The sequence below is a fragment of the Streptomyces sp. TSRI0107 genome (genome assembly GCF_001905845.1).
Taxonomy (GTDB): domain Bacteria; phylum Actinomycetota; class Actinomycetes; order Streptomycetales; family Streptomycetaceae; genus Streptomyces.
The window spans coordinates 598,639-622,043 of sequence record NZ_LIVZ01000007.1 but is presented as its reverse complement, the minus strand read 5'-3'; the positions used below and the strand labels follow the sequence as shown (position 1 = coordinate 622,043).

The following is a 23,405-nucleotide window of genomic DNA, read 5'->3' as shown; positions in this document are numbered from 1 at the left end:
GCGCCCCCGGGCTCCCGCCCCCGCTACAGCGCCTGGGCCGCGGGCTTGACCATGTTGCGGACCGTGCGGGCCTTCACGAAGTCGCCCAGCGCGGTCATCTCCCACTCGCCGGAGTACTGCCGGATCAGTTTCGCCATCAGCACGCCGGTCTGTGCCTCGGCGTTGGTGAGGTCGAAGCGGACGAGCTCCTCGCCGGTCGCGGCGTCCATGAGGCGGCAGTACGCCTTGGCGACCTCGGTGAACTTCTGGCCGGAGAAGGAGTTGACGGTGAAGACCAGGCCGGTGACGTCCTGCGGGAGGCGGCCGAGGTCGACGGTGATGACCTCGTCGTCGCCGCCGCCCTCGCCGGTGAGGTTGTCGCCGGAGTGGCGGATCGAGCCGCCGACGATGGTGAGCTTGCCGAAGTAGCAGCTGTCGATGTGGTTGCGCTGGGGGCCGTAGGCGATGACCGAGGCGTCCAGGTCGATGTCCCTGCCGCGGTAGGCGGGCTCCCAGCCGAGGCCCATCTTGACCTGGGAGAGCAGCGGGCGGCCGCCCTTGACCAGGGACACCGTCTGGTTCTTCTGGAGGCTGACGCGGCCCTTGTCGAGATTGATCTTCCCGGCACCCGGGGCGGGGGCGGCCGGCGGGGCGGCGGGCGCCGGGGGAGCGGCCACACGCGGGTCCACCTGCGGGGCCGGCGGGGCGACCGGCGGCTGCGCGGGGGCCGGCGGCGGGGTGACCGGCTGGGCCGGGGCGGCGGGGGCCGGGGCGGGCTCCTCCACCGTGACGCCGAAGTCGGTGGCGATGCCGGCCAGGCCGTCGGCGTAGCCCTGGCCGACCGCGCGGGCCTTCCACTGGCCGTTGCGCAGGTAGACCTCCACGACCACGAGGGCCGTCTCGGTGCCGAGCTGCGGGGGCGTGAACGTGGCGAGGACGGAGCCGTCGTCGGCGTTGCGCACGGTCGCCGTCGGCTCGATGCCCTGGAAGGTCTGACCGGCCGCGTCCGGGCTGGCGGTGACGACGATCTTCTCGATGCCGGGCGGGACGGCCGCGGTGTCGACCGTGATCGAGTCGGGGGCGGTGCCGCCGCCGGAGCGGTAGGTCACACCCGGGCCCGTGGGCTGGTTGTAGAAGATGAAGTCGTCGTCGGAGCGCACCTTGCCGTCGGCGGTGAGCAGCAGGCCCGAAACGTCGAGCCGCACCGGGGCTGCGACCTCCACCGACACGCGGGCGGCGGAGAGAGCGATGTTCGAGCCGGGGGTCATAGCTGTCATGCCTCGTTGAACGACCGAGGCCGTTTTACCGTTCCCTTACCGGCCCGCCGATCGGGTCACCACCGGTTGCGGGGGTGGTCGCGGCCCCGGCGTTCCCCGGTGTCCGGCCTGTCCTACGGCACCACCACGATCTTGCGCCCCACACCCGACGCGAACTGCTCCAGCGCCTGCGGGTAGCGGTCCAGCGGGACGCGGTCGCTGATGAAGATCTCCGGGTCCAGGACGCCGCCCGCGAACAGTTCCGCCGCCCGCTCGAAGCTGTGCAGGACCGCCATCGAACCGGTGATGGTGATCTCCTGGTTGTAGATGCGGTACGGGTCGATCGTGACCCGGGTCGCGTAGTCCGCCACGCCGAACTGCAGGAACGTGCCCGCCTTCGCCACCCGGTCCAGGCCGTCCTGGATCGCGGCCGCGTTGCCCGTCGCGTCCACCACCACGTCCCAGCCCTGCGGGCGGTCCAGTTCGTCCGCGTTCGCGGCGGACGCCGAGACGCCCAGCCGGCGTGCCGTCTCCAGCCGGGCCGGGTTCACGTCCACCATGTCCACGCTCGCCGCGCCGGTCCGCTTGGCCAGCTCCAGCATCATCAGGCCCATCGTGCCCGAGCCGTAGATCAGGACGTGGGCGCCGAGGCGGGCGCGCAGCACGTCGTAGCCGCGGACCGCGCAGGACAGGGGCTCGATCAGGGCGGCGTCCTGGGTGCGGATGTGGTCCGGGAGCCGTACGCAGTTCGCCACCGGGGCCACGGCGTACTTCGCCGCCCCGCCCGCCGTGGTCACGCCGATCGCCGCCCAGCGTTCGCACAGGTTGTTGTGGCCGGTACGGCAGTAGCGGCACTCGTGGCAGTACAGGGACGGGTCGACCGCCACCCGGTCGCCGACCGACACCTCGGTGACCTGGGTGCCCACCCCGACCACCTCGCCGGCGAACTCGTGGCCCGGCACGATGGGCAGCTTGGGCGCGAACTCGCCCTGCAGGATGTGCAGGTCGGTGCCGCACAGACCGCAGGCGGCGACCTCGACGACGACCTCGCGCGGGCCCGGCGTCGGGTCCGGGACCTCGGTGACGACGGCCCGGCCCACGGACTCGATGACGGCGGCCTTCATTTCACGGCTCCCAACGACAGGCCCTGGACCAGCTTGTCCTGGGCGGCGAACCCCGCGGCGAGCACCGGCAGGGAGATGACGAGCGACGCGGCGCACACCTTCGCCAGGAACAGGCCCTGGCTGGTGATGAAGCCGGTCAGGAAGACGGGGGCGGTCTCGGCGACGACGCCGGTCAGCACCCGGGCGAACAGCAGCTCGTTCCAGCTGAAGATGAAGCAGATCAGGGCGGTCGCCGCGATGCCGGGCAGCGCGATCGGCCCGATCACCCGCGCGAGGATCACCGGCAGGCGCGCGCCGTCCACCCGGGCCGCCTCGATCACGGCCACCGGTACCTCGGCGAGGAAGGACTGCATCATCCAGACCGCGATCGGCAGGTTCATCGAGGTGTAGAGGACGACCAGCAGCCAGATGTTGTCCAGCAGGTCCGCGTTCCTGGCGAACAGGTAGATCGGGAGCAGGCCCGCCACCACCGGCAGCATCTTGGTGGACAGGAAGAAGAACAGGACGTCCGTCCACTTGCGGACGCGGTTGACCGACAGCGCGTACGCCGCCGGGAGGGCGAGTAGCAGGACGAGCAGGGTGGACGCCACCGAGGCCACCGTCGAGTTGATCAGCGCGGGCCAGGGGCTCGCCCCGCCGGAGAGGCCGAAGAACTCGCGGTAGCCGTCCAGGGTGAGGGCGGCGGTGAAGGAGGGCGGGTTGGTCGCCGCGTCCGCCTCCGAGTGGAAGGACGTCAGCGCCATCCAGGCGATGGGCAGGAAGAACACGATCCCGGCGAGCCAGGCCAGCAGGCCGGGCCCGGTGCGGCGCACGGCGTTCACGCGCGGGACACCTCCTCGCGGAAGAGGGACGACACGACCCGCAGCGCGAAGGTCGCGATGACGATCGAACCGATGACCACCAGCACGCCCGCGGCCGAGGCGAGGCCGTTCTCGTGGGCCTGGTAGAAGCTCTGGTAGACGGTGTAGGGCAGGTTCGCGGTGCCCAGGCCGCCGGAGGTGATCGTGAAGACGGCGTCGAAGTTCTGGACGATGTAGATCGAGCCGAGCAGGGCGCCGAGTTCCAGATAGCGGCGCAGATGGGGCAGGGTCAGATGGCGGAAGATCTGCCAGTCGCTCGCGCCGTCCACCCGCGCGGCCTCGATCTGCTGCGGGTCGCGGCTCTGCAGCCCGGCCAGCAGGATGAGCATCATGAACGGGGTCCACTGCCAGACCAGGGACGCCTCGACGGCGAGCAGCGGGGTGCTGGAGACCCAGTCCGGCTGGGGGCCGCCGACGTAGCTCAGCAGGCCGTTCAGCAGGCCGTACTCGGGGTTGTACAGGACGTGCTTCCACAGCAGCGCGGCCGCGACCGGGACCACGAGGAACGGGGCGATCAGCAGGGTGCGGACCGCGCCCCGGCCCTTGAAGCGGCGGTCGAGCAGCAGCGCGAGGACCAGGCCCAGGACCAGGCTGACCAGCACCACCGTGGCCGTGAGCAGGATCGTCGTGCCCACCGAGTGGCGCAGGTCGGCGTCGGTGAGCACCTGGCGGTAGTTGTCGACGCCGGTGAAGCGGCGGGCGTCGGGATAGAGCGCGTTCCAGTCGAAGAAGGAGATGACCAGCGTCGCCACGAAGGGCAGCTGGGTCACCACGATCATGAAGACCAGGGCGGGCAGCAGCGGGGCGCGGGTCGCCCAGGCGCGCAGCCGGGCCTTCGGCGCGCCGGCGGTGCGTACGGGGCTGGTGGCCACGGGGGCCGTCGTCGTCGCGGTCATCGTCCCTCGTACTCCTCGGAGATGCGCTCGGCGAGTTGCTGGGACTTCCTCAGGGCCGTCTCGACGGACTGGCGTCCGGCGATGGCCGCGCTGATCTCCTGGGAGACCTGCGTGCCGAGATCGGTGAACTCGGGGATGCCGACGAACTGGATGCCGGGCGCGGGGCGCGGCTGGACGCCGGGGTCGTCGGGGCGGGCGCCCTCGATGGCCGCGCGGGTCATCTCCTGGAAGGCGGCGGCCTCCGCGCGGTAGGCGGGGTGGTCGTACGTCGACGCCCGCTTGCCGGCCGGGACGTTCGACCAGCCGGACTCCTCGCCGACCAGCTCCTCGTACTCCTTGCTCGACGCCCAGGAGACGAACTTCCACGCCTTGTCGGGGTTGCGGGAGGCGTCCTGGATGCCCCAGGCCCAGGTGTAGAGCCAGCCGGAGGAGTCCGTCTTCTCGACGGGGGCGGGGGCGTAGCCGACCTTGCCCTTGACCGGGGAGTCCGCCGCCTCCAGCAAGCCGGCCGCGGAGGTGGCGTCGTACCACATGGCGACGTTGCCCTGGGTCATGTTGTTCAGGCATTCGGCGAAGCCGGACTGGGCCGCACCGGACTCGCCGTGCTCACGGACCAGGTCGACATAGAACTTCGTCGCCTTCTCGAACTCGGGAGAGTCCAGGCGCGCCTTCCAGTCCTGGTCGAACCAGGTGCCGCCGAAGGTGTTGACGACCGTCGTCAGCGGGGCCATCACCTCGCCCCAGCCGGGCAGTCCGCGCAGGCAGATGCCCTTCATGCCGTCCTCGGCGCCGTCGACGCGGGCGGCGAGGCCGGCCACCTGCCGCCAGGTGGGGCGCTCGGGCATGGTCAGGCCCTCGCGGGCGAACACGTCCTTGCGGTACATGAGGAACGACGACTCGCCGTAGAAGGGCTGGCCGTACAGCTTGCCGTCGTCGCCGGTGAGGGACTGGCGCATCGGCTTGAGGACGTCCTGCTCGTCGTACGCGGGGTCCTTCGCGACGTAGGAGTCCATCTCCTTGAGCCAGCCGTTGCGGGCGTAGATCGGTATCTCGTAGTTGGAGAGGGTGGCGACGTCGTACTGGCCGGCCTGATTGGCGAAGTCCTGGCTGATCTTGTCGCGGACGTCGTTCTCCGGCAGGACGGTGAAGTTGACCTCGATGCCGGTCTCCCGGGTGAAATGCGCGGCGGTGAGCTTCTGCAGCTCCACCATCTGCGGGTTGTTGACCATCAGGACGTTGATGGCGTCGCCGCCGGATCCGGCCCCGCCCGCTCCGACCCAGCAGCCGGAGAGCAGCGGGGCGAGCAGCGTCCCTGCGACGGCCGTGGCGAGTGTCGCTCGCGGAGGCCGTCGTCGGCTCTGGGTTCGCATGGATCGCTCCTGGACGTATGGGGAGATAAGGGGTGCTGTTGGGCATGGGGGTGCCCTGTATGGGGAGTGGGTTGGATTTTCAGACGCGGATGACCTGGGGGCCCAGCAGCGAGTAGCGGTGGGCCTCCGCCGACGGCAGCAGCGTGCTCGTCACGATCGCCTCCAGCGAGCCGACCTCGGCGAACCGGCAGAAGCTCACCGCGCCGAACTTGCTGTGCACCCCGGCGAAGACGGTGCGCCGCGCGGCCCGCACCGCCTGCGCCTTGACCTCGCCGACCGCGGGGTCGGGGGTGGTCAGACCGTGCTCGCGCGAGATGCCGTTGGCGCCGATGTAGGCGAGGTCGACGACGAAGCCGGCCAGCATCTTCGTCGTCCAGTGGTCGACGGTGGCGAGGGTGCCCGGGCGGACCCGGCCGCCGAGCAGCAGCACCGAGACGTGGTCCGCCCCGGCGAGCGCGCCCGCGACCGGCAGGGACGCGGTGACCACGGTCAGCGGCCGGTCGCGGGGCAGCGCCTCGGCGATGAGCTGCGGGGTGAAGCCCTCGTCGACGAAGACCGTCTCGGCGTCCCCCAGCAGCTCGGCCGCGGCGGCCGCGATCCGGCGCTTCTCGGGGACGTGGCTGGTGGCGCGGAAGGAGAGCGTCGTCTCGAACCCGGCGCTCTCCACGGGGTAGGCCCCGCCGTGCGTGCGCCGCACCAGGCCGTGGTCCTCCAGGACCCGCAGGTCCCGCCGGACGGTCTCCTTGGCCACGCCCAGCTCGGCGGCGAGCGCGTTGACGTCCACGGAACCGCCGGCGCGGGCCGCGCGTACGATCTCGCGCTGGCGTTCCTCCGCGGTTCTGTGCATGGCCGTCACCCGCCCTTCCTGCCGTAGTGCCCGTTCGGGCCCGCTGTGGCCCATGGGGGAAGTTCTACAGCCGGTGCGGGACGCTGGCCAGGCCTGTTACGAGGGTGATGCTGCCCGTGTGTGCCCGTTCGGTCTTGGGTCCGGGCGGCGCCGTGAGAGTTGTGTGCGGGAGCGTCGTGGCTGGTCGCGCGGGTCCCGGGGCTCTGGGGCGGGTTGCCCGGCCGGGCCCGGTCCGTGCCCGAATGACCGAGCGGGCGGGCCCGTTTCCGGCCCGCCCGCCCGCTCCGCCGGTGTTTTCCGGTCAGTACGGCCAGGTCGGCGGCTCGGTCACGAAGTGGCCGCCCAGGCAGGCGTGCGCCGGGTTGGCCGGGTCCAGCTCGCCCTGTTCGGCGATCAGCTTCTCGGCGTAGGGCTCGGAGTCGTCCTGAGGCTCGTAACCGATGGCCCGCGCGGTGGACAGGTCCCACCACAGCCGGGTGTTGGCGGAGGAGCCGTAGACGACGGTGTGGCCGACCTCCTCGGCGGTCAGTGCCGCGTGCAGGAGGCGGGCGCCGTCGGCCGGGCTCATCCACACCGAGAGCATCCGCACGCTGGTCGGCTCGGGGAAGCAGGAGCCGATGCGCACCGAGACGGTCTCCAGGCCGTGCTTGTCCCAGTAGAACTGCGCGAGGTCCTCGCCGAAGGACTTGGACAGGCCGTAGAAGGTGTCCGGGCGGCGCGGGGTCTCGACCGGGATCAGCGGGTCGTCGCCCTGCGGGCGGGGGGTGTAGCCGACCGCGTGGTTGGAGGAGGCGAAGACGATCCGCCGGACGCCCTCCTCGCGGGCGGCCTCGTACAGGTTGTAGGTGCCCTCGATGTTCGCCTTGAGGATCTTCTCGAAGGGGGCTTCCAGGGAGATGCCCGCGAGGTGGATGATCGCGTCGACGCCCCGTACGGCCTCCCGGACCGCGTCCTTGTCGGCGAGGTCGGCGACGATCGCGTCCGGCGCGCCCTCGACGGGGCGCAGGTCGAGCAGGCGCAGCTGGTAGCCGTAGTCCGGGAGCAGGTCCCGCATCAGGGTGCCGAGGCCGCCGGCGGCGCCGGTGAGCAGAACGGTGCGGGGAGCGGGCATCCTCGGATCTCCTTGCATCGCCGGCCGTACCCACGCGCTGCGTGCACATTCACGTACGGCATTCATATTCGTGGACACGCTAAGAGGGTGCGCACCGCCCGTCAAGTGTCCCGTGGAACCGTGAAATCCGCTGGTGTGTCGGGGGTTGGCACGCTTGACCCGCCTCCTGGGGGCGGCTTAGCGTGGGCGAGTTCAGAAATGTAGACGCAGATCAAGCATATGGACCTCATGGATCCCCGGGAGAGCCCGTGACGACAGCCCCTCTCGCCGCTCGCCTCACCGTCCCCAGCGGGCCGCTGTTCTTCCCCGTCACCGCCTACGGCCCGGACGGCGCCGTCGACCTCGACGCCTACCGCGCCCATGTGCGGCGCGGGGTCGAGGCCGGCGCCGCGGCGGTCTTCGCGTGCTGCGGCACCGGGGAGTTCCACGCGCTCACCCCCGAGGAGTTCGAGGTGTGCGTACGCGCGGCGGTCGAGGAGACCGCCGGGCGGGTGCCCGTCGTCGCCGGAGCGGGCTACGGCACCGCGCTCGCCGTGCGGTACGCGCGGCTCGCCGAGGAGGCCGGCGCCGACGGGCTGCTCGCGATGCCGCCCTACCTCGTCGTCGCCGGACAGGAGGGACTGCTGCGGCACTACCGGGAGATCGCGGCGGCGACCGGGCTACCCGTCATCGTCTACCAGCGCGACAACGCGGTCTTCACCCCCGAGACGGTCGTCGGCCTGGCCCGCACCGAAGGCATCGTCGGCCTCAAGGACGGCCTCGGCGACCTCGACCTCATGCAGCGGATCGTCAGCGCCGTACGCACCGAGGCCCCCGGCGACTTCCTCTACTTCAACGGCCTGCCGACCGCCGAACAGACCCAGCTCGCCTACCGGGCCATCGGCGTCACCCTGTACTCCTCCGCCGTGTTCTGCTTCGTGCCCGAGATCGCCCTCGCCTTCCACCGGGCGCTGCGCACCGGCGACGACACCACCGCGCACCGCCTGCTCGACGGCTTCTACCGGCCCTTCGTCGAACTGCGCGCCCAGGGCCGCGGGTACGCCGTCGCCCTGGTCAAGGCGGGCGTACGGCTGCGCGGGCTGGACGTGGGAGAGGTCCGGCCCCCGCTGCACGAGCCGAGTGACGATCATGTCAAGCAGCTCGCTCAGCTGATCGAGCGTGGGTACGCGCTGCTGGAGGAGACCAAGTGAAGGCGTCGGCATTCGTCTACCCCTGGGACGTCAACGGAGACCCCCAGGCCCCGGCCCGGCTGGCGGGCCTCGGCATACGCCAGGTGACGCTCGCCTCCGCCTACCACTCCACGCGGGCGCTGACCCCCCGCCACCCCCGCCACCGCATCGTCACCGCCGAACACGCCGCCGTGCTCTACCCGCTCGGCCCCCGCTGGGCGCACCGCACCCTGCGCCCCTACCCGGCCGGCGCCTGGGCGCCCGAGGCCGACGCGTACGGCGAGGCCGCCGCCGCGCTCGCCGAGGCCGGCCTGGAGACGCACAGCTGGGTCGTGCTCGCCCACAACTCCCGCCTCGGCGCCGAGCACCCGGACACCTCCGTCGTCAACGCCTACGGCGACCGCTACCCCTGGGCGCCGTGCATCGCGCAGCCCGCCACGCGCGCGTACCTCGTCGACCTGGCCGCCGAGGCGGCGGTACGGCCCGGGGCGCGGGGCGCCGAGCTGGAGTCCCTGGGCTGGTACGGCCTCGCCCATCTGCACGCCCACGACAAGACCGGCGGGGTCGGCCTCGGCGACGCCGGCCAGTACCTGATGTCCCTGTGCTTCTGCGCGGACTGCCGCGCGGGATACGCCGGGCACGGCCTGGACGCCGACGAGCTGGCCGCCGCCGTACGCACCGCGCTGGAGCCGCTGTGGCGGGGGGCGCCCTCCGACGGGGGCTGGGCGGCGGTGGAGAAAATGCTCGGCGACACCACCGCGGCCGCCACGCGCGCGTGGCGCGACGGTACCGCCCGCACCCTCCAGGAGGCGGCCGTCGCGGCGGTCCGCGCGGAGGCCCCCGCCGGCTTCCGGATCCTGCTGCACGCCGACCCGGTCTCCTACCACTGCGGCGCCAACGCGGGCGTCGACCCCGCGCACGTCCTCTCCGTCGCCGACGGCGTGGTCGTCCCCTGCACGGGCGGCGCGGGCCTTCTCGCCCCGTTCGCGGAGCACGCGCACGAGGAAACCGTCCTCGCCGCGAACCTCACCGTCGTCTCGGGGATGGGCGGCAGCCCCGGCACCCTCACCGAGGACGCCACCCGCGCCCGCGACCTCGGCGCGACCGAACTCCGCCTGTACCACGCGGGGCTGGCGTCGGACGGCGACCTGGAGGCTGTGCGGGGGGCGCTGGCGGGGCTCTGAGGACTCCGGGTGCGGTGCTGTCCCGGCACGGGCAGTCCGGCACCGGCGGCTTCTCGGCTCGGGGGCCTGGGGCGGACGGGGTGCGTCGGGTCAGGCCGGGTCCGTCTCGGGTAGTGGTTTCGGTTGGGCGGGGTGCTCGCCGCTGGGGTTCCTGCTCGGGGTTTTCCGGGGCGATCGCGGTGGGGTCAGGCCGGGTCTGCTTCGGCGGGGGTTTCGGTTCGGCGGGGTGCTCGCGGGTGGCATGCCTGCTCGTGGGCTGCGGCGGACGGGGTTGCGGTCGGGTCAGGCCGGGTCTGCTTCGGCGGGGGTTTCGGTTCGGCGCGGTGCTCGCGGGTGGCATGCCCGCTCGGGGGCTGGGGCGGACGGGGTGCGGTCCTGTCGCGCCGGGTCCGCCTGGAACGGTGGTTTGCTTCGGCGCGGTGCTCGCCGGTGGCATTCCCGCTCCGGGTCTTCCGCAGCGCCGACCCCGCTCGGGTCACGCCGGATCCGCCTCGGACGGTGGCTCGCTTCGCGCGGTGCTCGCCGGTGGCATTCCCGCTCCGGGTCTTCCGCAGCGCCGACCCCGCTCGGGTCACGCCGGGTCCGCCTCGGACGGTGGCTCGCTTCGCGCGGTGCTCGCCGGTGGCATTCCCGCTAGGGGTCTTCCGCGGCCCCGCCCCCGCTCCGGTCACGCCAGGTCCGCCCCGGACCGTGACTCCGGTTCGGCGGGCAGTGGGCCCGGCCCGCGCTGGAGCAGTGCGGCCGCCGTCGCAGTCAGAGCCGCGCCCGCGGTGATGAGCAGCGGCCGGTGTCCCAGGGGCTCGACCAGGGCCGCTCCGGCCGTCAGGCCCAGCACGTTCGGTGTGAACACCAGCGTGTTCGCGGTGGCGGTGACCCGGCCCAGCAGCGGCCCCGGCGTGCCGCGCTGCACAGCGGTCAGCGTGGCGATCAGCACCGCCGGCAGGCCCGCGCCGACCGCCGCGCCGCTCACCAGCGCCACCGGCTCGGACGGCACCGCCCGCAGCGCCACCGCCCCGGCCGTCAGCGCGATGCCGTACGCCGCGAAACGCCGCTCGCCCAGCCGGCGCAGCCCGGGCCCCGAGAGCAGCCCGACGGCGACCGAGCCCGCGCCCTGCGCGGCGTACAGCACACCCGCGTACTCGGGGGAGCGCCCGAGGTCGTCGACGACGGCGTAGAGCAGCGCTCCGCTCAGGCCCGCGCCGAGCATCGTCGCCCCGCCCGCCAGGACCAGCGGGCGCAGCCCGGGGTGCGACCACAGATACCGCGCGCCCTCGGCCGTCCGCGCCCGGCGTCCACCGACGGGCGGCGCCGGCCGCTCCTCGCGCACCCGCAGCAGCCCGTACAGCCCCGCCGCCACGGCGAACGTCACCGCGTCAAGCACGGCCACGCCGGAGCCGCCGTACGCCGCGTACAGCCCCGCGCCCGCCGGCGGGGCCAGCAGTTTCATGCCCTCCGTGGCCGTCGTCCGCAGCCCGTTGAAGTCGCCGAGCAGCCGCCCGTCGACGGCGGCCGCGACCAGCGCCGACTCGGCCGCGTCGTGGACGGTGCCCGCCGCGCCGTACACCGCCAGGACCACGAACAGCAGCCACAGATCGCCCGGCGCGTCCACGGTGAGGAGGGTGAGCAGCAGCGCGCCCATCAGCACACTGACGCCGATCAGCAGCGGCGCGCGGGGCACGCGGTCGGCGAGCGTGCCCAGCAGGGGCCCCGCCAGGGTCGGCGCCCACATGGCCGCCATGCACAGCGCGGCCAGCCCGTCCGAGCCGGTGAGGTCCTTCACCCACACGCCGGACGCCAGCCACAGCGCCGACGTGCCGAAGCCGGACACCACCACCGCGGCGAGCGAGAGCGCCGCGTCGCGGTCACGAAGGACGCGGCTCACTGTCCAGTTCGTCGTCATGGCAGGCCAGGCTGGTGCTAAGGCCCCCGCGCGGGGATCGGGAATTCGCCGTATCCGGTGGGCGGCCGGGCGATGAGTTCCGGGCCTGGGACCGGTCAACACTCCGAGAGACCGAACCCTGAGGAGCAGCGCATGAACCCGACCCTGGACCTCGCACCGCAGGCGGCGATCGTGGCCCGCCTCGCCGCAGGCGTCCCCGACGATCTGCTGACGGCCCCCACCCCGTGCCCCGAGTACCGGGTCCGCCATCTGCTCGGCCACATCACCGGGCTCGCCGTCGCCTTCCGCGACGCCGGCCGCAAGAAGCTGGGGCCCACCACCGACACGCCCCCGGACAGCGCCCTGCCGGACATCGGAGCCGACTGGCGCGAGGAGCTGGCCGCGGCGCTCGCCGAACTGCCCGACGCGTGGGACGACCCGTCCGCCTGGACCGGCATGACCCGCGCCGGGGGAGTGGACCTGCCCGGCGAGGTCGCCGGTCTGGTCGCCGTCGACGAGCTGGTCGTCCACGGCTGGGACCTGGCCCGCGCCACCGGCCAGGACTACACCCCCGACCCGGCCGCGCTCCGGGCCTGCCACGCCTTCCTCGGGGAGGCCGCCGAGGACCCAGTCCGGGACGGCATCTTCGGCCCGGTGGTGCCCGTCCCGGACGAGGCTCCGCTGCTCGACCGGGCGATCGGCCTCAGCGGGCGGGACCCGGGCTGGACGCCTTAAGGTCCGGACAGACCGAGGGAACACCCCCCTGAGCGCAAGCGCTTGCGGCCACCGGACCGTACCCTCCCCGCATGTCTCTCACGCTCACCGTCCTCGGTACCGCCTCCCCGCACCCGGCCCCGGCCGCCCCTGCTCCGGCTACCTGCTGAGCGCCCCGGGCGCCGGGGTGTGGGTGGACGCCGGCCCAGGCAGCTTCGCGGAGTTGCAACGGCACACGGACCCGGCACGGCTGAGCGCGATCTGGATCTCCCACCTCCACGCCGACCTCCCCCAGTCTCGGCTTCGCTCGACCGGGCGGTGCCCCCATCGCCGATCTCCCAGCCGCCTATTACGCGCTCGCGTACGGCGGCCTCACCCCGCCCGCACCGATCCCGGTGTACGCGCCCGCCGGCTGTGCCCACCGCCTCGCCGCGTTCCTCGGGCGCCCCGACCCCGCCTCGCTGAGCGGCGTGTTCGACTTCCACCCCCTGTACGACGGCCACACCGCCCGCCACGGCGAACTGTTCCTCACCGCCCGCGCCGTCGTGCACGACGTGCCCGCGTACGGGCTGCGCGCCGAGGCGGACGGGCGCGCCCTCGCCTACTCCGGGGACACCGGCCCCTGCGCCGCGCTCACGGAACTCGCCCGCGACGCCGACCTGTTCCTGTGCGAGGCGGACATCGACACGCATCGCGAAGGCGAACAGGTGCACCTCACCCCGGAGGACGCAGGCGCCGCCGCCGGTGAGGCCGGCGCGCGACGGCTGCTCGTCACCCATGTCGGGCCCACGCTCACCCCGAGGCCGCGACCGCCCGCGCCGCCGCCGCGTTCGGCGGAACCACCGCCACCGCACGCGAGGGCGCGGTCCAGCGTCTCTGACGGCGAAACCGGCAACCTCAACTTCCTTTGTCAGAAGCATTGACGAAACACGGGGGCACTCCTACCTTCAACGCGTCGTACTTCGTACGTCATATATGAGACGCGATACGCGATATCCGAGAGGCGCGCATGACCTCTGTGCCCACGCCGATCCCCTCACGCACGCAGTTCGTGCTGGAAGGGATCAAACACCGCATCCTGACCGGACAGCTGACGCCGGGCCAGGCCCTGGTCGAGACCGAGCTGGCCGCGCAGTTCGGGGTCTCCAAGACCCCGGTCCGCGAGGCGCTGAAGACCCTGGCCGGGACCGGGCTGGTGGTGATGAGCCAGTACAAGGGCGTCACCGTGCGCATGGTCGACGCGGACATGGCGCGCGAGGTCTACGACGTGCGGCTGCTCCTGGAGCCCGAGGCACTGCGCCGCACCGTGCGCCGCGGCTCCTCCCTGGACGCCGCCCGGGACGCGCTGACCAGGGCGGACGACGCCACGGACACCGCCGAACGGTCGCTCGCCAACCGGGAGTTCCACCGCGCCCTGTACGTGTCGTGCGGCAACCCGCTGCTCGGCCGGATGCTGGACGAGGTCCGCGACCAGGCGGCCCTCGTCTCGGCCGTGGCCTGGGCCGCCGACCCCTCGTGGGAGCGGGAGGCCAGTGAGCACCGCGAGATCCTGCGGCTCGCCCTCGGCGGCGACGCCGACGGCGCGGCGCGCGCCCTCCACGCCCACATCGCGTCCTTCGTCGAGCGGGCCTTCCCCGAAGTACAGGGCGAGGTCCAGGGAGAGGACGGTCAGGCATGACAACGACGTTCGAGACCCAGCGGGCGGCCCTGGCCGACGTGGTCGCGATCCCGGTGACACCGTTCGCCGAGGACGGCTCCGTCGACCAGGACACCCACCGGGCCCTGCTGCGTCGTCTGCTCGACGGTGGGGTCGGGACCCTCACCCCCAACGGCAACACCGGAGAGTTCTACGCCCTGACGCCCCAGGAGCGGCAGCTCGTCACCGAGCTGACCATCGACGAGGCCGGCGACCGCGCGGTGATCCTGGTCGGCGTCGGCCACGACGTGCCGACCGCCGTGGCCTGCGCCCGGCACGCCCGCGAGCACGGCGCGCAGATGGTGATGGTGCACCAGCCCGTCCACCCGTACGTCTCGCAGAGCGGCTGGGTCGACTACCACCGCGCGATCGCCGAGGCCGTGCCCGAGCTGGGCGTCGTCCCCTACATCCGCAACCCGCAGCTGCACGGCGACCGGCTCGCCGAACTGGCCGACGCCTGCCCGAACGTGATCGGCGTCAAGTACGCCGTCCCGGACGCCGCCCGCTTCGCCGCCTTCGCCCGGGACGCGGGCCTGGACCGCTTCGTGTGGGTGGCCGGGCTCGCCGAGCCGTACGCCCCGTCGTACTTCTCCGCGGGCGCCACCGGTTTCACCTCGGGCCTGGTGAACGTCGCCCCGGCCGTCTCGCTGAACATGCTCGAAGCCCTCCGGGCCGGCGACTACCCGGCCGCGATGAAGGTCTGGGAGCAGATCCGCCGCTTCGAGGAGCTGCGCGCCGCCAACGGCTCCGCCAACAACGTCACCGTCGTCAAGGAGGCCCTGGCCTCGCTCGGCCTGTGCCGTCGCGAGGTGCGCCCGCCGAGCAAGCCGCTGCCGGAGCAGGAGCGCTCCGAGGTCGCCGTGATCGCCGCCGGGTGGTCCATATGACCCGTCGCCCCGAAGAACTCCGCAGCCACCAGTGGTACGGCACCGACGGACTGCGCTCGTTCAGCCACCGGGCCCGCACCCGCCAGCTCGGCTATCTGCCCGAGGAGCACCTGGGCAAGCCGGTCATCGCGATCCTCAACACCTGGTCGGACATCAACCCCTGCCACGTCCACCTGCGCGACCGCGCGCAGGCGGTCAAGCGGGGCGTCTGGCAGGCGGGCGGCTTCCCGCTGGAGTTCCCGGTCTCCACCCTCAGCGAGACCTTCCAGAAGCCGACCCCCATGCTCTACCGCAACATGCTCGCCATGGAGACCGAGGAGCTGCTGCGCTCCTACCCGGTCGACGGCGCGGTGCTGATGGGCGGCTGCGACAAGTCCACGCCCGCCCTCCTGATGGGTGCCGCGAGCGTCGACCTGCCGGCGGTCTTCGTCCCGGCCGGTCCCATGCTGCCCGGTCACTGGCGCAACGAGGTGCTGGGCTCCGGCACCGACATGTGGAAGTACTGGGACGACAAGCGCGCCGGTCTCATCGGCGACTGCGAGATGCAGGAACTGGAGAGCGGCCTGGCCCGCTCGCCCGGCCACTGCATGACCATGGGCACGGCGTCCACGCTGACCGCCGCCGCCGAGGCGCTGGGCGTGACCGTGCCGGGGGCCTCCAGCATCCCGGCCGTCGACTCCGGGCACGACCGGATGGCCGCCGCGGCGGGCCTGCGCATCGTCGAACTGGTCCACAGGGACCGCAGGCTCTCCGGCATCCTCACCCGTGACGCCTTCGAGGACGCGGTGACCACCGTCCTCGGTCTCGGCGGCTCCACCAACGCCGTGATCCACCTGATCGCCATGGCCGGCCGCGCGGGCGTCAAGCTCACCCTGGACGACTTCGACCGCATCGCCCGCACCGTCCCGGTCCTCGCCAACGTCCGGCCCGGCGGACAGAAGTACCTCATGGAGGACTTCCACTTCGCCGGCGGCCTGCCCGGCTTCCTCTCCCGCATCCCGGACCTGCTGCACCTGGACCGGCCGACGGTGTCGTACGACACGATGCGGGAGCAGATCGAGAGCGCCCGGGTCCACGACGACGACGTCATCCGGCCCCGGGAGAACCCGGTGGCGAAGGAGGGCGGGGTCGCGGTGCTGCGCGGCAACCTCTGCCCGGACGGCGCGGTCATCAAGCACATCGCAGCCGAACGGCACCTGCTGAAGCACACCGGTCCCGCGGTCGTCTTCGACGACTACAGGACCATGCAGCGCACCATCAACGACCCGGCGCTGGGGATCACCGCCGACAGCGTGCTGGTGCTGCGCAACGCCGGCCCCAAGGGCGGTCCGGGCATGCCCGAGTACGGCATGCTGCCGATCCCCGACCACCTGCTGAAGCAGGGCGTGCGGGACATGGTGCGGATCTCCGACGCCCGGATGAGCGGTACGAGCTACGGCGCGTGCGTGCTGCACGTGGCGCCGGAGTCGTACGTCGGCGGACCGCTGGCGCTGGTGCGCACCGGCGACCTGATCACCCTGGACGTCGAGGCGCGCACCCTGCACCTGAACGTGGACGACGAGGAGCTGGACCGGCGCCGCGCCGAGTGGACCCCGCCGCCCACCCGCTACGAGCGTGGCTACGGCGCGCTCTACAACGAGCAGATCACCCAGGCGGACACCGGCTGCGACTTCGAGTTCCTCGCGCGGCCGGGCAAGGTGCAGGACCCGTACGCGGGCTAGCAGCACTCGGCCGGGTCTCTCTTGGCCGAAATGTCGAACATCCTTCGGAAAGCGCTTCACCGAGAACGGAGAACAGTCATGGCCCAAGCCGCAGCCGTGGCGAAACCGCCCGCGCCACCCCGGCGGCGCCGTGCCTCCGCCACCCCGCGCAGGCTCCCGTACCTGCTGATCGCGCCGGCGGCCCTGCTGATGCTGGGCTTCATCGCCTACCCGGTGATCAGCGTCTTCTACTACAGCCTGCAGGACTACAACCCCACCAAGCCGTGGCGGAACGGTTTCGCGGGCTTCGACAACTTCGTCCACGCCTTCACCGAGGACCCGGTCTTCTGGGACACCCTCACCTTCAGCGCCAAGTGGGTCGTCGTCGAGGTCGGACTCCAGCTGCTGTTCGGTCTCGCGCTGGCCCTGATCGTCAACCAGACCTTCGTCGGCCGGGCACTGGGACGCGCCCTGGTCTTCTCGCCGTGGGCCGTCTCAGGCGTGCTGACCTCGGCGATCTGGGTGCTGCTCTACAACTCCCAGACCGGCGTCACCCGCTACCTCGCCGACATGGGCATCGGCTCCTACGGCACCAGCTGGCTGTCGGACACCTCCACCGTGTTCCCGGCGGTGGTCGTCGCCGACCTGTGGCGCGGCGTGCCCTTCTTCGCCATCCTCATCCTCGCCGACCTCCAGTCCGTCTCGAAGGACCTGTACGAGGCCGCCGAGGTCGACGGCGCCAGCCGGATCAAGCAGTTCTGGCACATCACCCTGCCCCACCTGAAGGACGCCATCGTCCTGTCCACGCTGCTGCGCGCGGTGTGGGAGTTCAACAACGTCGACCTGCTCTACACCCTGACCGGCGGCGGACCGGCCGGCGAGACCACGACCCTGCCGCTGTACATCGCCAACACCAGCGTCGACGCCCACGACTTCGGTTACGCGTCGGCCCTGACCACGGTCGCGTTCGTGATCCTGCTCTTCTGCTCGATCGTCTATCTGCGGCTGAGCAAGTTCGGAGGCGAGTCCAAGTGAGCACCATCAAGGAGGCCCCGGTCGTCCCCGCGCCGCGCCCGGCCCCGACCGAGCCCGAGCGCCCGGTGCAGACGAAGCACCGCGGCTGGGACGAGGTCCCCCGCTGGCAGATCTACCTGCCGCTGTCGATCTACCTGGTCTTCACCCTGATCCCGTTCTACTGGATCCTGCTCTTCGCCCTGCGCCCGGCCGGCTCCACCTCGCTGGTGCCCTGGCCGATCACCTTCGACCACTTCGAGAAGGTGTGGACGGAGCGGCAGTTCGGCACCTACTTCGGCAACAGCGTGCTCGTCGGTCTCGCCACCCTGGTGCTGACCACCGTCGTCGCCCTGGCCGGCGGCTACGCCCTCGCCCGTTTCGACTTCAAGATCAAGCGGGGCTTCATGCTGGCCCTGCTGTGCTCGCAGTTCGTGCCCGGCGCGCTGCTGCTGGTCCCGCTGTTCGAGATCTTCGCCGAGCTCCAGATGATCAACTCGCTCGGCAGCGTCATCATCGCCGAGACGGTCTTCCAGCTGCCGCTGTCGATGATCCTGATCAGCAACTTCATCAAGAACGTGCCGTACTCCCTGGAGGAGGCGGCCTGGGTCGACGGCTGCAACCGGCTCACCGCCTTCCGGGTGATCGTGCTGCCGCTGCTGCGCCCCGGGCTGATCGCGGTCGGTTCCTTCGCCTTCGTGCACTCCTGGAACCACTTCCTGTTCGCCCTGATGTTCCTCAACAACCAGGCCAAGCAGACCATCCCGGTCGGCCTGAACACCCTGATGAGCGCGGACAGCGTCGACCTCGGCGCCCTCGCGGCGGGCGGCATCATCGCCGCCGTCCCGGTGGTCGTCGTCTTCGCCTTCATCCAGAAGTGGCTGATCACCGGCTTCAGCGCGGGGGCGGTGAAGGGATGAGACTGCGTCACGCCACCCTGGCGGCCGCCCTGCTGGGTGTGCTGTGCGTGCCCGCGCACGCCGACGACGCCCGCGACGTCAGCCGCGACACCCTCGCCCCGGGCGACGGCTGGGCCGCCGCCGACGGCGGCACCACCGGCGGCGCGGCGGCCGACGACGCGCACGTCTTCACCGTCACGGACCGGGCCGGACTGGTCCGCGCCCTCGACGGAGGCAGCGCCACCCCGAAGATCATCCGGATCGCCGGGACCATCGACGCCAACACCGACGACCGGGGCCGCCGCCTCGACTGCGAGGACTACGCCACCGACGGCTACGGCCTGAAGAAGTACCTCGCCGCCTACGACCCCCGCACCTGGGGCTCCGCCAAGCCGAGCGGCCCGCAGGAGGAGGCCCGCAAGGCGTCCGCGGCGAAGCAGGCCGAGCGGGTCGAGCTGCGCGTCGGCTCCAACACCACGATCGTCGGCCTCGGCGACGACGCGGTCCTCAAGGGCGCGAGCCTCCAGATCAGCGACGCGGACAACGTCATCGTCCGCAACCTGGAGGTCCGCGATGCCTACGACTGCTTCCCCGTCTGGCAGCCCAACTCCGGCGGCCTCGGCGACTGGAAGGCGGCCTACGACACCATCTGGCTGCGCGGCGCGAGCCATGTCTGGGTCGACCACGTCACCCTGAGCGACAAGGGCCACCTCGACGAGGACGAGCCGTCCTACTTCGCCCGCAACTACCTGCGCCACGACGGCCTGCTGGACATCACGAACGGCTCCGACCTGGTCACCGTCTCCTGGAGCCGGTTCGCCGACCACGACAAGGCGATGCTCATCGGCAACGGCGACAGCGCCACCGGCGACCGCGGCAAGCTGCGGGTCACCCTGCACCACAACGAGTTCGAGTCGGTCGTCCAGCGCGCCCCGCGCGTCCGCTTCGGTCAGGTGCACGTCTACAACAACCGGTACGTCGTCCCGGAGGACGCCCACGACTACCGCTACTCCATCGGCGTCAGCACCGAGTCGGCGGTGTACGCCGAGCACAACGCCTTCCACACGCCGAGCCACATCGAGGCCGCCGACCTGGTCAAGAGCTGGAACGGCACCGCCCTGCACGACAGCGGCAGCCTTTTCAACGGCTACCCGGTCGACCTGCTCACCATCTACAACGCCTACAACTCGGGCAGCGAGCGCGACCTGACCGCCGACGTCGGCTGGACGCCCGCCCTGCACGGCACGATCGACAGCGCCGCGAAGGCCGACCGGGCGGTCGCGCACGGCGCGGGAGCGGGGAGGGTCCCATGACCGAACCCCTGCCGCTGGTCCTCGCCGGCGCCCGCGGCCACGGCCGCTGGCACGTGGCGAACATCCGCCGCCTCCAGGAGCTGGGCGTCGTACGGCTGGTGGGCATCTGCGAGCTGACCCCGCTGACCGAGGACGAGTTCGGCGGCGAACTTCCCGCCCAGTCCGCCGACTTCGGCGGACTGCTCGACAGCACCGGCGCCCGCGCCGCGGTGATCTGCACGCCGATCCCCACCCACACCGACCTGGCGCTGGCCGCCGCGAGCCGGGGTGTGCACCTGCTGCTGGAGAAGCCGCCCGCACCGTCCTACGCCGAGTTCCGGCGGATGGCCGACGGGATCGCCGAGGCGGGCGTGGCCTGCCAGATCGGGTTCCAGTCGATGGGCTCGCACGCCGTGCCCGCGATCCGCGAGCTGATCGCCGACGGCGCGATCGGCACGGTCACCGGCATCGGCGGGGCCGGCGCCTGGGCCCGGGACGAGGCGTACTTCCGCCGCGCCCCGTGGGCGGGCAAGCGGCGGCTGAACGGCGCCGACGTGATCGACGGGGCGCTCACCAACCCGCTCGCGCACGCCGTCGCCACCGCCCTCGCCCTCGGCGGCAGCACCCGCGCCGAGGACGTCACCGGGATCGAGACCGAGCTGTGGCGGGCCAACGCCATCGAGTCCGACGACACCTCCTGCGTCCGGGTCACCACGGCCCAGGGCCGCCCGGTCACCGTCGCCGCCACCCTGTGCGCCGAACACCCGGACGAGCCGTACGTCCTGGTGCACGGCAGCCGGGGCCGGATCACCTTCTGGTACAAGCAGGACCGCGTGCTGCTCCAGCGCGCCGACCACGGCCCCGAGGAGATCGAGTACGGCCGCACCGACCTCCTGGAGAACCTCGCCGACCACCTGGCGAACGGTGCCCCGCTGCTCGTCCCGCCCGCGGAGACCGGCGCCTTCATGAAGGTCGTGGAGGCGATCCGGCTGGCGCCCGACCCCGCCCCGCTGCCGGAGTCCGCCTGGCACCGGCCGCCGGGGGAGGAGCGCCGGGTCGTGCCCGGCGTCGACGGCCTGGTCGCGGCCGCCGCCGACACCCTCGCCCTGTACTCCGAGCTGGCGGCCCCCTGGGCCGCCCCGAGAGAGGTGAGCACCCGATGACCAGTGAAGACAGCGCGGTCCTGCGCGTCGCGGGCAGACCGGTCGGCCGGTACGTCACCCGGCCCGCACTGCCCGACCGGCTCTCCCCGCGCCCCTACCTGCACCCCGTCACCACCCTGTCCGGCGTCTCGGTCACCGAGCTGAGCCCTGCCGACCACCCGCACCACCTCGGCGTCGGTGTCGCCGTTCCCGACGTCGAGGGGCACAACTTCTGGGGCGGGCGCACCTTCGTCCGCGACCAGGGCCCCACCGAGCTGGACAACCACGGCGCCCAGCGGCACGTGGGCTTCCAGCTGCGCGACCCCGACGGCTTCGTCGAGGAACTGCGCTGGGTGGCCGGGGGCACCGAGGTGCTGCGCGAGCGCCGCACCGTCGCCGCCACCGGACTCACCGGCACCGCCTGGGCGCTGGACTTCACCTTCGCCCTCACCAACCCGGGCGCCGAACCGCTCACCATCGGCAGCCCCGCCACCAACGGACGCCCCGGCGCGGCCTACGGCGGCTTCTTCTGGCGGGCCCGCAAGGAGGCGACCGCACCGGACGTCTTCACCGCCGGCACCGAGGGCGAGGCGGCGGCGCACGGACAGCGCGCCGACTGGCTGGCGCTCGCGGGCACCTCCTGGACGCTGGTCTTCGCCGGCGCCACCGACGCCACCCGCCGCGACCCGTGGTTCGTGCGCACCGCCGAGTACCCGGGCGCCGGCTCCTCCCTGGCTCACGGTGAACGACTGCCGGTGCCGCCCGGCGAGACCGTCGTACGGCGGATCGTCACCGTCGTCGCCGACGGCCGCCTCGACCGGGACGAGGCCGCGGCCCTGATCCGGAAGGCGGTCGCCGCGTGACACACGAGACGCACGAGACGGCCGAGACGTACACCAACCCGGTCCTGAACGCCGACTGGTCCGACCCGGACGTCGTCCGCGTCGGCGACGACTACTACCTGACCGCCTCCAGCTTCGGCCGCGTCCCCGGACTGCCGCTGCTGCACTCCCGCGACCTGGTCAACTGGACGCTCGTCGGTCACGCCCTGGACCGCCTGGAACCGGCGGCCGTGTTCGACGAACCCCGCCACGACTGCGGCGTCTGGGCACCCTCCCTGCGCCACCACGACGACCGCTTCTGGATCTTCTGGGGCGACCCCGACCAGGGCATCTTCCAGATCAACGCCCCCGAGATCCGCGGCCCCTGGACCAAGCCGCACCTGCTGAAGGAGGGCAAGGGCCTGATCGACGCCTGCCCCCTGTGGGACGACGAGACCGGCGAGGCCTACCTGGTGCACGCCTGGGCCAAGTCCCGCTCCGGCGTCAAGAACCGCCTCACCGGCCACCGCATGCACCCCGACGGCACCTCCCTGCTCGACGAGGGCAAGCTGATCGTGGACGCCGACCGCATCCCCGGCTGGTTCACCCTGGAGGGCCCCAAGCTCTACCAGCACGACGGCTGGTTCTGGATCCTCGCCCCCGCCGGGGGAGTGGAGACCGGCTGGCAGGGCGCCTTCCGGTCACGTGAGTTCTTCGGGCCGTACGAGGAGAAGGTCGTCCTGGAACAGAAGGACACCGACGTCAACGGCCCCCACCAGGGCGGCTGGGTGCGCACCCGGTCCGGCGAGGACTGGTTCCTGCACTTCCAGCAGCGCGGCGCCTACGGCCGGGTCGTCCACCTCCAGCCGATGCGCTGGGGCACCGACGGCTGGCCGGTGCTCGGCGACGAGGGCGCCCCGGTGGCCGTACACCGCAAGCCCGACCTGCCGCCGCAGCCGCCCGCCGCGCCCGCCACCGACGACGACTTCCCCGGCGGACGCCACGGCCGGCAGTGGCAGTGGACGGCCAACCCGGGCGACGGCTGGGCCACCCAGCACTCCGGCGACGGGCTCCGGCTCACCTGCGTCCGCTCGGCCGACGCGCACGACCTGCGCAAGCTGCCGAGCGTCCTCACCCAGCGGCTGCCCGGCATCCCCTCGGCCGTCGAGGTGGGGCTGCGCCTCGACAGCGAGGAAACGGGCGCGCGGGCGGGCCTCGCGGTGCTCGGGGACGCCTTCGGCTGGATCGGGCTGCAACGGGGGACCGACGGGACGGTCCACCTGGTGCACCGGTTCGCCGAGGCGGTCGCGGAACACGAACGGGACGCCGAGCACGCCCGGCCCGCCCCCGAAGGGCGGGCCACCCTGCGGATCGAGATCGGGGCGGGCGCGCGCTGCCGCTTCCTCGCCGACACCGGGGACGGCTTCCGCCCCTCCGGCCAGGTCTTCGCCGCCACCCCGTGGCGCTGGGTCGGCGCCCTGCTCGGCCTGTTCGCGGCGGCGCCCGGTGACCGGCAGGGGCACGCCGGAGCGGCCACGTTCACGCAGTTCCGCATCTCAGCGCTCTGA

20 protein-coding genes and 1 pseudogene are annotated in these 23,405 nt (G+C 72.6%); 13 read left to right on the top strand and 8 right to left on the bottom strand.

All coding sequences use genetic code 11. From position 1 onward, the window contains the following. Positions 1-23: 23 nt before the first annotated feature. The 7 genes from AMK31_RS22120 to AMK31_RS22090 form a co-directional block, all read right to left on the bottom strand. Positions 24-1,247 (bottom strand): TerD family protein, encoded by a 1,224-nt coding sequence (locus AMK31_RS22120; RefSeq protein WP_073942314.1) that lies wholly within the window; start codon positions 1,245-1,247, stop codon positions 24-26. Between the two features lie 122 nt (positions 1,248-1,369). Further along, positions 1,370-2,359, bottom strand: a complete 990-nt coding sequence (locus tag AMK31_RS22115; RefSeq protein WP_073942313.1) for a zinc-dependent alcohol dehydrogenase family protein — start codon at positions 2,357-2,359, stop codon at positions 1,370-1,372. Further along, positions 2,356-3,180 carry a carbohydrate ABC transporter permease gene (locus AMK31_RS22110; RefSeq protein WP_073942312.1) on the bottom strand — a complete coding sequence of 275 codons (825 nt, stop codon included), beginning with the start codon at positions 3,178-3,180 and terminating at the stop codon, positions 2,356-2,358. The genes AMK31_RS22115 and AMK31_RS22110 overlap by 4 nt, the downstream gene beginning before the upstream one ends. Next, on the bottom strand, positions 3,177-4,115 hold the full coding sequence (locus AMK31_RS22105) for a carbohydrate ABC transporter permease (protein WP_073942311.1): 939 nt from the start codon (positions 4,113-4,115) through the stop codon (positions 3,177-3,179). The genes AMK31_RS22110 and AMK31_RS22105 overlap by 4 nt, the downstream gene beginning before the upstream one ends. Continuing rightward, positions 4,112-5,485: an ABC transporter substrate-binding protein gene (locus tag AMK31_RS22100; RefSeq protein WP_073942310.1), complete on the bottom strand. Its 1,374-nt coding sequence runs from the start codon at positions 5,483-5,485 to the stop codon at positions 4,112-4,114. Before AMK31_RS22100 ends, AMK31_RS22105 begins: the two co-directional genes overlap by 4 nt. Positions 5,486-5,564: 79 nt before the next feature. After that, positions 5,565-6,332, bottom strand: a complete 768-nt coding sequence (locus AMK31_RS22095) for a DeoR/GlpR family DNA-binding transcription regulator (protein ID WP_073942439.1) — start codon at positions 6,330-6,332, stop codon at positions 5,565-5,567. A 301-nt stretch (positions 6,333-6,633) separates the two neighbouring features. Then, on the bottom strand, positions 6,634-7,443 hold the full coding sequence (locus AMK31_RS22090; protein WP_073942309.1) for an NAD-dependent epimerase/dehydratase family protein: 810 nt from the start codon (positions 7,441-7,443) through the stop codon (positions 6,634-6,636). 248 nt (positions 7,444-7,691) lie between these two features. On the opposite strand from AMK31_RS22090, the gene AMK31_RS22085 reads away from it, so the two are divergent. Next, complete coding sequence (locus tag AMK31_RS22085; RefSeq protein WP_073942308.1) at positions 7,692-8,633, top strand: 5-dehydro-4-deoxyglucarate dehydratase; 942 nt, start codon at positions 7,692-7,694, stop codon at positions 8,631-8,633. Beyond that, positions 8,630-9,796: a hypothetical protein gene (locus AMK31_RS22080; protein WP_073942307.1), complete on the top strand. Its 1,167-nt coding sequence runs from the start codon at positions 8,630-8,632 to the stop codon at positions 9,794-9,796. Before AMK31_RS22085 ends, AMK31_RS22080 begins: the two co-directional genes overlap by 4 nt. A gap of 667 nt (positions 9,797-10,463) precedes the next feature. Here the strand turns inward: AMK31_RS22080 and AMK31_RS22075 are convergent. Next, positions 10,464-11,696 (bottom strand): MFS transporter, encoded by a 1,233-nt coding sequence (locus AMK31_RS22075; RefSeq protein WP_073942306.1) that lies wholly within the window; start codon positions 11,694-11,696, stop codon positions 10,464-10,466. Between the two features lie 132 nt (positions 11,697-11,828). Between AMK31_RS22075 and AMK31_RS22070 the strand changes: the two genes are divergently transcribed. The 11 genes and pseudogenes from AMK31_RS22070 (at position 11,829) to AMK31_RS22020 (ending at position 23,405) form a co-directional block, all read left to right on the top strand. Then, entirely contained in the window at positions 11,829-12,410 is a 582-nt protein-coding gene (locus AMK31_RS22070; protein WP_073942305.1) for a TIGR03086 family metal-binding protein, read from the top strand. 71 nt (positions 12,411-12,481) lie between these two features. Then, positions 12,482-13,269 (top strand): annotated as a pseudogene (locus AMK31_RS22065) (MBL fold metallo-hydrolase). Positions 13,270-13,398: 129 nt separating this feature from the next. After that, entirely contained in the window at positions 13,399-14,067 is a 669-nt protein-coding gene (locus AMK31_RS22060) for a GntR family transcriptional regulator (protein WP_073942304.1), read from the top strand. Further along, entirely contained in the window at positions 14,064-14,972 is a 909-nt protein-coding gene (locus tag AMK31_RS22055; RefSeq protein WP_073942303.1) for a dihydrodipicolinate synthase family protein, read from the top strand. The genes AMK31_RS22060 and AMK31_RS22055 overlap by 4 nt, the downstream gene beginning before the upstream one ends. After that, positions 14,969-16,693 (top strand): L-arabinonate dehydratase, encoded by a 1,725-nt coding sequence (gene araD / locus AMK31_RS22050; RefSeq protein ID WP_073942302.1) that lies wholly within the window; start codon positions 14,969-14,971, stop codon positions 16,691-16,693. The genes AMK31_RS22055 and araD overlap by 4 nt, the downstream gene beginning before the upstream one ends. A 78-nt stretch (positions 16,694-16,771) precedes the next feature. Next, the gene (locus AMK31_RS22045; RefSeq protein WP_073942301.1) at positions 16,772-17,707 is read left to right on the top strand and encodes a carbohydrate ABC transporter permease; all 936 of its coding nucleotides are present in this window, start codon (positions 16,772-16,774) and stop codon (positions 17,705-17,707) included. Then, complete coding sequence (locus tag AMK31_RS22040) at positions 17,704-18,603, top strand: carbohydrate ABC transporter permease (RefSeq protein ID WP_073942300.1); 900 nt, start codon at positions 17,704-17,706, stop codon at positions 18,601-18,603. Before AMK31_RS22045 ends, AMK31_RS22040 begins: the two co-directional genes overlap by 4 nt. Further along, complete coding sequence (locus tag AMK31_RS22035) at positions 18,600-19,895, top strand: pectate lyase family protein (RefSeq protein ID WP_073942299.1); 1,296 nt, start codon at positions 18,600-18,602, stop codon at positions 19,893-19,895. The genes AMK31_RS22040 and AMK31_RS22035 overlap by 4 nt, the downstream gene beginning before the upstream one ends. Beyond that, on the top strand, positions 19,892-21,037 hold the full coding sequence (locus AMK31_RS22030) for a Gfo/Idh/MocA family protein (RefSeq protein ID WP_073942298.1): 1,146 nt from the start codon (positions 19,892-19,894) through the stop codon (positions 21,035-21,037). The genes AMK31_RS22035 and AMK31_RS22030 overlap by 4 nt, the downstream gene beginning before the upstream one ends. After that, complete coding sequence (locus AMK31_RS22025) at positions 21,034-21,879, top strand: PmoA family protein (protein ID WP_073942297.1); 846 nt, start codon at positions 21,034-21,036, stop codon at positions 21,877-21,879. Before AMK31_RS22030 ends, AMK31_RS22025 begins: the two co-directional genes overlap by 4 nt. Further along, the gene (locus AMK31_RS22020) at positions 21,876-23,405 is read left to right on the top strand and encodes a glycoside hydrolase family 43 protein (protein ID WP_073942296.1); all 1,530 of its coding nucleotides are present in this window, start codon (positions 21,876-21,878) and stop codon (positions 23,403-23,405) included. The genes AMK31_RS22025 and AMK31_RS22020 overlap by 4 nt, the downstream gene beginning before the upstream one ends.